The sequence below is a fragment of the Janthinobacterium sp. BHSEK genome, from assembly GCF_056174685.1.
Map to the genome: position 1 here is coordinate 14,092 of NZ_JBWBYV010000029.1, position 12,235 is coordinate 26,326.

Below are 12,235 nucleotides of genomic sequence, written 5' to 3' on the forward strand. Positions count from 1 at the left end.
CGCGTATAGCGCCTATTTGAGGGCAATCGCAGAAAACGGCTGGTCCGGCGCTGAAAATGAAATAAAATTAATTCCATTGGTGGCGTCTGCACCACAGTTGTTTCGTTCGGAGTCCATCCCGTTTGTCCGCCCAGGAGAATTTATGAAATTGACCAAAATCATCGCCACGCTGCTCAGCGTCGGCGTCATCAGCAGCATGTCGCCAGTCCAGGCTCAGGAATTGACCGGCACCTTGGCCAAGATCAAGAAAGCCGGTTCCGTCACCCTCGGCGTGCGCGACGGCTCCGTGCCCTTCTCCTATCTCGATGACAAGCAGCAATACCAGGGTTATTCGATCGACCTGTGCATGAAAGTCGTCACGGCCTTGCAGAAACACCTGGGCATGAGCGAACTGAAGGTGGTGATGAGCCCCGTCACGTCGGCCAACCGCATCCCGCTGATGGCCAACGGCACCATCGACCTCGAATGCGGCTCGACGACGAACAACCTGGAGCGCCAGCAGCAGGTGGCATTCGCCCCGACCATGTTCGTCATCGGCAACCGCGTGCTGTCGAAAAAATCCTCGAACATCAAGACGCTGGAAGACTTGCGCGGCAAGACCCTGGTCGCCACGGCCGGCACGTCGACCATCAAGCAGATGACGATTTTGAACAAGGAAAAGAACCTGGGCATGACGATTGCCGTCGGCAAGGATCATCCCGAGTCGTTCCTGATGCTGGAAACGGGCCGCGCGGTGGCCGAAGCCAATGACGACATCTTGCTGGCGTCGCAGGTGGCCAACTCGAAGAACCCGAACGACTACGAAATCACCAAGGAAGCGTTGTCCGTCGAGCCGTACGGCATCATGCTGCGCAAGGGCGACCCGGCCTTCAAGAAAGTGGTCGATGATGCGCTGATCCGCCTGTACAAGAGCGACGACATCAACCGCATTTATGCGAAATGGTTTACCTCGCCGATTCCGCCGAAAAACATCAACCTGAAATTCCCCATGCCGCCGCAACTGAAGGCCGTGTTCATGAATCCGACCGACTCGGGCGACCCGGCGGCATATGCGGCCGTGCCCGAAGCGCAGAAGACTTCGGACAAACGGAAAAAGTAAAGATTGCGTAACAAACCGGGAGGCGCAAGCCTCCCGATTTATTTGCGGGACGGGTGGCCGGCTGGCCGCTGTCCTCGGGCTGCATGCGAAGGATGATCATGAATTACAACTGGAATTGGCGCATTTTCTGGGAGATTTCTCCCGATGGCGTGGGCACGTATATGGACACCTTGTGGTCCGGCCTGATCTGGACCCTGGCCACGGCCGGTGCGGCCTGGATCATGGCGCTGCTATTGGGCCTGGTGATCGGCACCGTCCGCACCCTGCCGAATAAATGGCTGGTGGGCGTGGCCAATGCCTACGTCGAATTGTTCCGCAACGTGCCGCTGCTGGTGCAGATGTTCCTCTGGTATTTCGTCATGCCGGAATTGCTGCCGCCTGACCTGGGCGCCTGGGTCAAGTCGCTGCCGAATGCGCCGTTCGTCACGGCCGTGCTGTGCCTGGGCTTTTTTACCTCCTCGCGCGTGGCCGTGCAGGTGACGACGGGTATCGAGGCGCTGCCGCGCGGGCAGAAACTGGCCGGCACGGCACTGGGCCTGACCCTGCCGCAAACCTACCGTTTCATTTTGCTGCCGATGGCCGCGCGCGTCATCCTGCCGCCGCTGACCAGCGAATTTTTGAACATCATCAAGAACAGTTCCGTGGCGCTGACCATCGGCCTGATCGAACTGACGGCCAGCGCGCGCGCCATCCAGGAGTTTTCCTTCCAAGTGTTCGAGGCGTTTTCGGCCGCCACCATCATCTACATCGTCGTCAACCTGCTGGTGGTGGTGCTGATGCACCTGATCGAGAAAAAGGTCGCCATCCCCGGCTTCATCGTCGCCGGCGCCAAGACGGGAGGACACTGATATGTTCGGTAATTTCGACTTCGATGTCATCTCCCGCTCATGGGTCTACCTGTTCCAGACCGGCATGGTGTTTACCCTGAAACTGACGGCGCTGTCCATGGTGGGCGGCATCGTGCTGGGCACCGTGCTGGCGCTGATGCGCTTGTCCGGCAGCCGCCTCATCTCGGGCGTGGCGTCGACCTACGTCAACCTGATACGCTCGATCCCGCTGGTGCTGGTGATCTTCTGGTTTTACTTCCTCGTGCCGTATATCGCCGCCTGGATCATCGGCGCGAACGAACCCGTGAAAGTGGGTGCGTTTTCTTCCGCGCTGATCACCTTCATCATGTTCGAGGCGGCCTACTATTGCGAGATCATGCGCAGCGGCATACAGTCGATTCCCCGCGGCCAGGTGTGGGCGGGCCAGGCGCTGGGCATGAACTACTCGCAGACCATGGCCTTCATCGTGCTGCCGCAAGCGTTCCGCAACATGATCCCGGTGCTGCTGACGCAGACCATCGTGCTGTTCCAGGACGTGTCGCTCGTGTACGTGCTGTCGATTCCCGATTTCGTCGGCGCCGCCTCGAAGATCGCCCAGCGCGACGGCCGCCTGGTGGAGATGTACGTGTTTGTCGCCGTCGTGTATTTCGTGCTGTGCTACGCCTTGTCGTTCCTCGTCAAACGCCTGCAGAAACGCGTCGCCATCATTCGCTAACCGTAAAAGAAAGAACAAGATGATTGAACTCAATAACGTCAGCAAATGGTATGGCCAGTTCCAGGTACTGACCGATTGCACCACCAATGTCGACAAGGGCGACGTGATGGTTATTTGCGGCCCGTCCGGCTCCGGCAAGTCGACCCTGATCAAGACCGTCAACGGCCTCGAACCGATCCAGCAGGGGCGGATCATCGTCGACGGCATCACCGTCAACGATCCGAAAACGAATCTGTCGAAACTGCGCGCGCGCATCGGCATGGTGTTCCAGAATTTCGAGCTGTTTCCGCATTTGTCGATCCGCGAAAACCTGACCATCGGCCAGATCAAGGTGCTGGGCCGCAGCGCCGACGAAGCCAATGCCAAGGGCTTGAAATACCTGGACCGCGTGGGCCTGCTGTCGCAGCAGGATAAATTCCCGGGCCAGCTGTCGGGCGGCCAGCAGCAGCGCGTGGCGATCGCCCGCGCGCTGTCGATGGATCCGATCGCCATGCTGTTCGACGAGCCGACATCGGCGCTCGACCCGGAAATGATCAACGAAGTGCTCGACGTGATGGTGGGCCTGGCGCAGGAAGGCATGACGATGATGGTCGTCACGCACGAAATGGGTTTTGCCCGGCGCGTGGCCAACCGCATCGTCTTCATGGACCAGGGCAAGATCATCGAGGATTGCAGCAAGGATGACTTCTTCAACACGACCCGCTCGGACCGCGCGCGCGATTTCCTCGCCAAGATCATCCATTAATTTTCCATCACCTTGAAGTTGAGTACGAATGCCTGACATGAAACACCTCGCCGGCGCCATGCTGGCGCTGGGCCTGCTGGCCCATGCCCACGCGGCCGACAAGATCGCCGTCGACATCGCCCTGCGCGACGCCACCCTGATCGACGTGGCCGGTGGCCGCGCCGTCAAGGGCAAGACCGTGCTGCTCAAGGGCGACAGCATCGTCGCCGTCGTCGATGAGGCGCAGCTGCGCAGCTACGCGCCGAAGCGGACCATCCGTCTGCCCGGCAAATACCTGATGCCGGGTCTGTGGGATACGCACGTGCATTTCGGCGGCGGCCCCGAGCTGATCGACGAGAACAAGCAGCTGCTGCCCTTGTACCTGGCGCACGGCATCACCACGGTGCGCGACTGTTCGGGCGACTTGCCCGACACGGTGCTGGCATGGCGCCGGCAGATCAACGCTGGCCAGCTGCCAGGCCCGACGATCTTTACCTCTGGCGCCAAGCTCGAAGGCATCAAGCCGCTGTGGAAGGGCACCATCGAAGTGGGCACGCCGCAGGAAGTCACGCGCGCGCTCGATGGCCTGCAGGCGCAGCAAGTGGACTTCGTGAAGATCACGGAAAACACCCTGAAGCCGGAGCTTTACCTGGAAGCGTTGCGCCAGGCGAGCGAGCGGGGCATGCGCACTTCGGGTCATATCCCCGTGCAGCTGACCCTGGCGCAGATGGCCGATGCGGGCCTGGGCACGATCGAACATCAATCCTACCTGCTGCGCGCCACGACGCCACGCGAACAGGAGCTGACGGAGAAGGTGGCTGCCGGCACGATGACGGGCAAGGAGGCCATGCGCGAAAGCCTGCAAAGCTACGACGAGGCGACGGCGCGCAAGGCCTTCAGCTACCTGGCAGCGCGCGGCACGGCCATCGTGCCGACCTTGTGGGGCTCGCGCGTGACGGCTTACCTGGACCGCGAAGACCACACGCACGATCCGGCCCTGCAATATATCGGCAAAGGCTTGCGCGCCACCTACGACTGGCGCGTGCAGCGCGCTGCCAAGGATGGACCGGAAGCTATCGCCCAGCGCCACGCGCAGTTCGAGCAATCGGCCAAGCTGCTGCCGATCTTGCAGCAGCAGGGTGTGAGCATCATCGCCGGCACGGACGCGGGCTTCTTGAATTCCTTCGACTATCCGGGCCAGGCCCTGCACGATGAAATCGGCCTGTACGTGCAATACGGGCTGACGCCGCAGCAAGCCTTGCAGTCGGCCGTCATCAACGGCCCCCGCTTCCTGGGCAAGCTGGAGCGCTACGGCAGCGTGGCGGCCGGCAAGGCGGCCGATTTGCTGGTGCTCGACGCGAACCCGCTGCAGGACATCGGCGCCACGCGCCGGATCCGCCTGGTGGTCAGCCGTGGCCAGGTATACGACCGCGCCAAGCTGGATCAGATGCTGGCCGAGATCCGCGCCTGGGTCGCCAAGCAGGAGACGGCATCGGCCAAGTCCTGATGCTCTTCGTGCTTTTTTAGTAAAGACAAAGACGGCCGGTTGATACCGGCCGTTTTGCCGTCTGCCAGCCAGCATGCGCGGGCTCTCCCGGCCGGCGGGACGGTCCTGCGGCTGGTAAAATGGCGCTATCCGTAATGACCGCCTGAGAGCAGCCGCCATGTCCACACCCGATCACACCCCAGATTCCATCACCATCACCCGTCCAGACGACTGGCATTTGCACCTGCGCGACGGTGCCGTCATGGCCAGCGTGCTGCCGCACAGCGCGCGCCAGTTCGGCCGCGCCATCGTCATGCCGAACCTGAAACCGCCCGTCACCACCACGGCCGATGCCAGCGCCTACCGCGAGCGCATCCTGGCCGCCGTGCCGGAAGGCGTGAATTTCGATCCGCTGATGGTGCTGTACCTGACGAACAACACCTCGCCCGATGAAATCCGCCGCGCGCAGGATAGCGGCATCGTGCAAGCCGTGAAACTCTATCCGGCCGGCGCCACGACGAATTCCGACCTGGGCGTGACGGATCTGAAGAATTGCTACAAGGTGCTGGAAGTGATGCAGGAAGTGGGCATGCCCTTCCTCGTGCACGGCGAAGTGACGGACCCGGAAATCGACATTTTCGACCGCGAAGCCGTCTTCATCGAGCGCGTGATGCGTCCGCTGCGCAGCGCCTTCCCGGCCCTGTCCGTGGTGTTCGAGCACATCACCACCAAGGATGCGGCGCAGTATGTGGCCGAAGCGGAAGGCCCGATCGCCGCCACCATCACCGCGCACCATCTGCTGTACAACCGCAACGAGATTTTCAAGGGCGGCATCCGCCCCCATTACTACTGCCTGCCCATCCTCAAGCGCGAAGAGCACCGTTTGGCCCTGATGACGGCCGCCGCCAGCGGAGACGAGCGCTTCTTCCTCGGCACCGATTCTGCGCCGCACGCGCAAGGCGCCAAGGAAATGGCCTGCGGCTGCGCCGGTTGCTACACGGCCCTGCACGCGATGGAAATGTATGCGGAAGCGTTCGAGCGCGCCGGCGCGCTCGATAAACTGGAAGCGTTCGCCAGCTTCCACGGCCCGGCCTTCTACGGCGTGCCGCGCAACACGGACACCATCACCTTGCGTCGCGAAAGCTGGACCTTGCCGGCCTCGCTGCCGCTGGGCGACAGCCACGTGATTCCGCTTAACGCGGGCGAACAGATCAACTGGAAAATGGTCTAAGCATTCATGCTGCCATCGATAGACTGGACCCGCCCCTGGTTTGCCACGGTGCTGCCGGCGCGACGGCAGCTGGACCTGCAGCGCGACACGGTGATCGCGGCGCTGAACGGACGGGCGCGGGCGCTGGACTTGCGCAATCCGTCCGGCTTGCCGCTGGCCTTCGTGCCGCAAGCGGACCTGCCCGAAGGCGTGGCCTACGAGGAGTTCATCGGCGCCACGGGCGGCGTGCCCACGCGCGACAATCTGCACGATTTTTTCAACGCGCTCGTGTGGCTCACCTTCCCGCGCATCAAGCGGCAATTGAATGCGCTGCAGGCGGCGCAGATCGCCCTGTCCGGCGTGGGCAAATCGCGCGGCCCGGCGCGCGACGGCGCGACGATTTTCGATGAAAATTCCGCCTTGCTGGTGCTGCGCGACAGCGATGCGGGGCGCGCGCTGGAAGCGGCCTTGCGCGGACACGACTGGCGCAGCGCGTTCATCGCGCAGCGCGAGAAATTTGGCGCGGGCGGCGACGCCGAAGTCTGGCTGTTCGGCCACGCACTGATGGAAAAACTGGTGGCGCCGCGCAAGGCCATCACGGCGCACACGCGCGTGATCTTTGCCGGCGACGCTTACTTTGCGCTCGACGACGCGGCACGCCGCGCCTGGCTCGACGAGCGGGTGGCGCAGGACCTGGCGCAGCAAGGCCTCACCACGGCGGACTTCACGCCGCTGCCGGTGCTCGGTTTACCCGGCTGGTGCGAAGGCCAGGACGACGATTTTTACAATGACGCGGCGGTGTTCCGCCCGAAGCGCAAGGCAGCTGGCGCAGAAAGAGAGTAGAGCATGGAGCATACCGTCCGCTGGGGCATCCTCGGCACCGGCAAGATCGCCCGCGCGATGGCCAATGGCTTGCGCGACGCGCCTGGAGCGCAGCTGGCGGCCGTCGCCTCGCGCAGCGCCGCCGGCGCGCAAGCCTTCGGCGCCGAATTCGGCATCGAGCGTTGCCACGGCTCCTACCAGGCGCTGGCTGACGATCCTGGCGTGGACGTGATCTACATCGCCACGCCGCACACCCTGCATGCGGAAAATGCCCTGATGTGCCTGGCCGCCGGCAAGCACGTCGTGTGCGAAAAGCCGTTCACCATGAACGCGCGCGAGGCGCAGGCCGTGGTCGATATGGCGCGCGAGAAAAAGCTGTTTCTGATGGAAGCGATGTGGAGCCGTTTCCTGCCCGCCGTGCAGGAAGCGCAGCGCATCATCGCCAGCGGCGAGATCGGCGTGCTGCGGCAGGTGCAGGCCGATATCGGCTTTGTCGCCCATTTCCCGCCCGAGCACCGCATGTTCAATCCCGAACTCGGCGGCGGCGCGCTGCTCGACGTGGGCATCTATCCGCTGTCGATGGCGGCCTTCTTCCTCGGCCCGGTATCGGCCGTGCAGGCGCTGGCCGAGATGGGCGCCACCGGTGTCGACGAACAGGTGGTGTTTTCCTTGCTGCACGCGGGCGGCGGCACCTCGTCCTGCGCCTGCAGCCTGCGCGCGCAGACGCCGACGGAAATGACGATTTCCGGCAGCCTGGGGCGCATCCGCCTGCCCAACCGTTTTTACAAGCCCGATCAGCTGATCGTCGAAATGATGGATGGTGCACGCCGCGTCGTCGCCGCGCCGCACCTGGGCAATGGCTACGCGCACGAGGCCATCGAAGCGATGCGCTGCATCCGCGCCGGCCTGCTGGAAAGCCCCGTCATGCCGCACGCCGACAGCGTGGCGCTGATGCGCAACCTTGACACCATGCGCGGCCAGATCGGCCTCGTCTACCAAGCCGACCAGGCGTGAACAGGAACCCCATGACATTGCACGCATCCCGTCCCAGCCTGAAGACCGTCCTCATCGCCAGCGGCGTCGTCCTGACCCTGGCGATGGGCGTGCGCCACGGCCTGGGCTTCTGGATGCAGCCGATCTCGCAAGCGAACGGCTGGACGCGCGAAACGTATTCGCTGGCGCTGGCCATGCAAAACCTGATGTGGGGCGTCTTCGGGCCGTTCGCCGGCATGGCGGCCGACCGTTTCGGCACCATGCGCGTCGTCATCGTCGGCGCCATCAGCTACATGGCGGGCCTCGTGTGGATGGCGCTGGTGACGCAGCCCACCCTGTTCATCGTCGGCTCGGGCATCTTCATCGGCCTGGCGCTGGCCTGCACGGCCTTTGGCGCCATCAGCGGCATCATCGGCCGCAGCGCGCCGCCCGAGCAGCGCTCGTGGGCCTTCGGCATCTCGTCGGCGGCCGGCTCGTTCGGCCAGTTCCTGATGATGCCGGTCGAGCAGCAGCTGATCTCCGCCGTGGGCTGGCAAAACGCCTTTTACGTGCTGGCCGCGCTGGTGCTGCTGGCCATGATCCCGATGGCCTTCTACCTGCGCGAGCCGCCCGTCTCGCACGCCAGCGGCCCGCAGCAAAGCGTGGGCGCCGCCTTCAGCGAAGCCATCGCCAGCCGTTCGTTCTGGCTGCTGCTGGCGGGCTATTTTGTCTGCGGCTTCCAGCTGGTCTTCATCGGCGTGCACTTGCCGGCCTATTTGAAGGACCAGGGCCTGATGAACCCGAACATCGCCGTCACGGCGCTGGCCCTGATCGGCCTGTTCAACATCGTCGGTTCCTACTATGCGGGCAAACTGGGTGGCAAGATCGCCAAGCGCTACCTGCTGTCGGCCATCTACGTGACGCGTGCCGTGGTCATCACCGTGTTCCTGCTGGCGCCATTGTCGGCGTGGTCCGTGTATCTGTTCGCCGCCGGCATGGGTGTGCTGTGGCTGTCGACCGTGCCGCTGACGAACGGCATCATCGCCGGCATCTTTGGCGTCAAGCACCTGTCGATGCTGGCCGGGATGGTGTTCTTCTCGCACCAGGTGGGCAGTTTCCTCGGTGCGTGGCTGGGCGGCTATCTGTACGAGCACCAGGGTAGTTACCACATCGTGTGGATGATCACCATCGGCCTGGGCTTGCTGGCCGCGCTGATCAACCTGCCCATCGACGAGCGCGCCGTCAAGCGCACGGCGGTGGCCGCGTAATGGCCAGCTGGCGCACATGGCTGTGGCGCCTGGCCGGCGCCGCGCTGCTGGCTCTCGTCTTCCTCGCCTATCTGCGGCCCGACTTCATGCTCGACCTGGCGAACCGCTTCTGGATGTGCATGTAGGCTGCGCGGGCGCAAGGCCGATTGCCAAAAGTCGGATTACGCTGGAAGTCGGATTACACTACGCTAATCCGACCTACCCGACCTATTGCGGTGTCTTTACACGTAGGTCGGATTAGGCCGCAGGCCGTAATCCGACAACACCCGGAAATAAGCAATACCGATAGCGTTTAGGCCGCAGGCCGTAATCCGACAACACCCGGAAATAAGCAATACCGATAGCGTTTAGGCCGCAGGCCGTAATCCGACAACACCCGAAACCATGCGATATCGACGCGCATTCCAGCCAGGCGGCAGCTTTTTCTTCACGGTGGTGACGGCACACCGCCGGCCCGTCTTTACTTCGGAAACTGCCGTGGCTTTGCTCAGGGACGCTTTCCGCGCCGTGCGCCAGAAGCGGCCATTCGCTATCGACGCCATCGTCATCTTGCCCGATCACCTGCATTGCATCTGGACCTTGCCTGAAGACGATGCCGATTTCATGACGCGCTGGCGCTTGATCAAGACGTGGTTCAGCAAGCATGCAGGATTGAAAGACGTTTGGCAGCATCGCTACTGGAGCATGTGCTACGCGACGAGCGCGACTTGATAAAGCATGTCGATTACATCCATTACAACCCCGTCAAGCATGGCTTGGCGAGTAAAGTCATCGATTGGCCGTATTCCAGTTTTCACCGGTATGTAAAGCACGGCTTGTGTGCGGAGGATTGGGGCGGTGATGTCGTAGACATGACAGGTGTTGGGCGGGAGTGACATTAGTCAACAATGTTGTCGGATTACGCTACGCTAATCCGACCTACCCGACCTATTGCGGTGTCTTTTCGCGTAGGTCGGATTAGCGCGCAGCGCGTAATCCGACAGCACCTGAAAGCAATACCGGCTTTACACCTTCAAAAACTCTTCTTTTCCACCCAGCCAGCGCGCCAGGTGCGCTTCCACGGTGGCTGCGGCCGCCGCCGTGGAAGCGTGCAGCAGATCGTGCGCCACGTCGCGGGCCTGATCGACCAGCCATTGGTCCGTTTCCAGGTCGGCGAAGCGCAGCATGGCCTGGCCGGACTGGCGCGCGCCGAGGAATTCCCCTGGACCGCGGATTTCCAGGTCGCGCCGGGCAATTTCAAAACCGTCCGTCGTTTCGCGCATGGTCATCAAGCGCTGGCGCGCCACGCCGCCCAGCGGGCCCTGGTACAGCAGCAGGCAGACGCTGGCCGCCGAGCCGCGGCCCACGCGGCCGCGCAGCTGGTGCAGCTGCGACAGGCCGAAACGCTCGGCATGCTCGATCACCATCAGCGAAGCGTTCGGCACGTCGACGCCCACCTCGATGACGGTGGTGGCCACCAGCACGTGGATATGGCCGGCGATGAAAGCGTCCATCACTTCCTGTTTTTCCGCCGGTTTCAGGCGGCCGTGCACGAGGCCCACCTGCAGCGCGGGCAGGGCTTCGGCCAGCATCATGTAGGTGTCGGTGGCCGTCTGCAGCTGCAGCGCTTCCGATTCCTCGATCAGCGGGCAGACCCAGTACACCTGCCGGCCTTCCAGCGCGGCCGCATACACGCGGGCGATGACTTCGTCGCGCCGGTTCTGGTCGATGGCGCGCGTGACGATGGGGCTGCGGCCGGGCGGCAGCTCGTCGATCACCGACACTTCCAGGTCGGCGTAATACGTCATGGCCAGGGTGCGCGGGATCGGCGTGGCCGACATCATCAGCTGGTGCGGCACGGCCGCGCTGTCGCCCTTGTTGCGCAGGGTCAGGCGCTGGCCCACGCCGAAGCGGTGCTGCTCGTCGACGATCACCAGGCCCAGTTTCGCAAACAGCACGTTATCCTGGATCAGCGCATGCGTGCCGATCACCAGCTGCGCTTCGCCCGATTCGATCAGGGCCAGCGCCGCCGTCTTTTCCTTTTTCTTCAGGCTGCCCGTCAGCCAGGCCACCTTCACGCCCAGCGGCTCCATCCAGGCGGCGATCTTGCGGAAGTGCTGCTCCGCCAGAATCTCCGTGGGCGCCATCAGCGCGGCCTGGTAGCCGCTGTCGATCGCCTGCGTGGCGGACAGCGCCGCCACCACCGTCTTGCCGCTGCCGACGTCGCCCTGCAGCAAGCGCTGCATCGGATATGGCTGGCGCAGGTCGGCGCGGATTTCCTCGAGCACGCGCGCCTGCGCGCCCGTCAGCTTGAAGGGCAGGGCGGCGCCGAAGGCGTTCGACAAGGTGCCGACGATGGGCAGCGAGGCCGCGCCTTTCGAGCGGCGCGCGCGCTGGGCGCGTTTGAGCGACAGCTGCTGCGCCAGCAGTTCATCGAACTTCATGCGCACCCAGGCCGGGTGCGAGCGGTCCATCAGCGCGCTTTCATCGATGTCCTGCGGCGGATAGTGCAGCAGGTGCACGGCGGCGCGGAACGGCGACAGCTGCATCCCGCGCAGCAGATCATCGGGTAATGTATCCCGCCAGTCGATGCGGCGCATGGCGTCGGCGATTTCGCGCCGCAGCACGTGCTGCGACAGGCCTTCGCCGGACGGATACACGGGCGTGAGGGCCGTGGGCAGCGGCGCGCCCTCGTTGACCACCTTGTACGTCGGGTGGACCATCTCGGCGCCGAAAAAGCCGTGTTTGAGTTCGGCGCGCGCGCGCACCCGCGTGCCTTCGGCCAGCTGCTTGACCTGGCTGCCGTAGAAATTCATGAAGCGCAGCAGCAAATTGCCCGTTTCGTCGGCGATCGTCACCAGTAATTGCTTGCGCGGCTTGAAATTGACTTCGCACTTGGTGACGACACCTTCCACTTGCCACGACTCGCCGCCGCGCAGGCAGGCGTCGCGTATCGTGTAGACCTTGGTTTCATCCTCGTAGCGCATCGGCAGGTGCAGCACCAGGTCCATATCCGTGCGCAAGCCCAGTTTGGCCAGGCGGCTTTCCGTGCTGACCACTTTTTTGGCGACCTTCGGCTTGGCGACCGGCTTGGCTGTGGGAGGAAGATCGGGCTTGGGTTCGGACATATCGG

At 63.5% G+C, this 12,235-nt stretch carries 12 protein-coding genes; 11 read left to right on the forward strand and 1 reads right to left on the reverse strand.

Annotated elements, in window-relative coordinates; all coding sequences use genetic code 11:
- Positions 1 to 142: 142 nt before the first annotated feature.
- The 11 genes from AC0V2Y_RS10930 (at position 143) to AC0V2Y_RS10980 (ending at position 9,834) form a co-directional block, all read left to right on the forward strand.
- Positions 143 to 1,099 (forward strand): amino acid ABC transporter substrate-binding protein, encoded by a 957-nt coding sequence (locus tag AC0V2Y_RS10930; RefSeq protein ID WP_475414203.1) that lies wholly within the window; start codon positions 143 to 145, stop codon positions 1,097 to 1,099.
- Between the two features lie 98 nt (positions 1,100 to 1,197).
- A complete protein-coding gene (locus tag AC0V2Y_RS10935) occupies positions 1,198 to 1,947 on the forward strand; it encodes an amino acid ABC transporter permease (protein WP_475414202.1) in 750 nt (249 codons plus the stop codon).
- 1 nt (position 1,948) lies between these two features.
- The gene (locus tag AC0V2Y_RS10940; protein WP_475414201.1) at positions 1,949 to 2,641 is read left to right on the forward strand and encodes an amino acid ABC transporter permease; all 693 of its coding nucleotides are present in this window, start codon (positions 1,949 to 1,951) and stop codon (positions 2,639 to 2,641) included.
- A gap of 19 nt (positions 2,642 to 2,660) precedes the next feature.
- A complete protein-coding gene (locus tag AC0V2Y_RS10945) occupies positions 2,661 to 3,386 on the forward strand; it encodes an amino acid ABC transporter ATP-binding protein (RefSeq protein WP_475414200.1) in 726 nt (241 codons plus the stop codon).
- Positions 3,387 to 3,423: 37 nt separating this feature from the next.
- Positions 3,424 to 4,872 (forward strand): amidohydrolase family protein, encoded by a 1,449-nt coding sequence (locus AC0V2Y_RS10950; protein ID WP_475414199.1) that lies wholly within the window; start codon positions 3,424 to 3,426, stop codon positions 4,870 to 4,872.
- A 157-nt stretch (positions 4,873 to 5,029) separates the two neighbouring features.
- Positions 5,030 to 6,082, forward strand: a complete 1,053-nt coding sequence (pyrC, locus tag AC0V2Y_RS10955) for a dihydroorotase (RefSeq protein ID WP_475414198.1) — start codon at positions 5,030 to 5,032, stop codon at positions 6,080 to 6,082.
- A gap of 6 nt (positions 6,083 to 6,088) precedes the next feature.
- Entirely contained in the window at positions 6,089 to 6,904 is an 816-nt protein-coding gene (locus AC0V2Y_RS10960) for a DUF3025 domain-containing protein (RefSeq protein WP_475414197.1), read from the forward strand.
- Between the two features lie 3 nt (positions 6,905 to 6,907).
- Complete coding sequence (locus AC0V2Y_RS10965; protein WP_475414196.1) at positions 6,908 to 7,897, forward strand: Gfo/Idh/MocA family protein; 990 nt, start codon at positions 6,908 to 6,910, stop codon at positions 7,895 to 7,897.
- A gap of 11 nt (positions 7,898 to 7,908) precedes the next feature.
- Complete coding sequence (locus AC0V2Y_RS10970; protein WP_475414195.1) at positions 7,909 to 9,123, forward strand: MFS transporter; 1,215 nt, start codon at positions 7,909 to 7,911, stop codon at positions 9,121 to 9,123.
- Positions 9,123 to 9,248, forward strand: a complete 126-nt coding sequence (locus AC0V2Y_RS10975) for a hypothetical protein (protein WP_255206293.1) — start codon at positions 9,123 to 9,125, stop codon at positions 9,246 to 9,248. Before AC0V2Y_RS10970 ends, AC0V2Y_RS10975 begins: the two co-directional genes overlap by 1 nt.
- Before the next feature lie 259 nt (positions 9,249 to 9,507).
- Positions 9,508 to 9,834 carry an REP-associated tyrosine transposase gene (locus tag AC0V2Y_RS10980; protein ID WP_475414194.1) on the forward strand — a complete coding sequence of 109 codons (327 nt, stop codon included), beginning with the start codon at positions 9,508 to 9,510 and terminating at the stop codon, positions 9,832 to 9,834.
- A gap of 293 nt (positions 9,835 to 10,127) precedes the next feature.
- Here the strand turns inward: AC0V2Y_RS10980 and recG are convergent, their stop codons facing one another.
- Positions 10,128 to 12,230 carry an ATP-dependent DNA helicase RecG gene (gene recG / locus AC0V2Y_RS10985; RefSeq protein WP_475414193.1) on the reverse strand — a complete coding sequence of 701 codons (2,103 nt, stop codon included), beginning with the start codon at positions 12,228 to 12,230 and terminating at the stop codon, positions 10,128 to 10,130.
- Between the last annotated feature and the right edge of the window lie 5 nt (positions 12,231 to 12,235).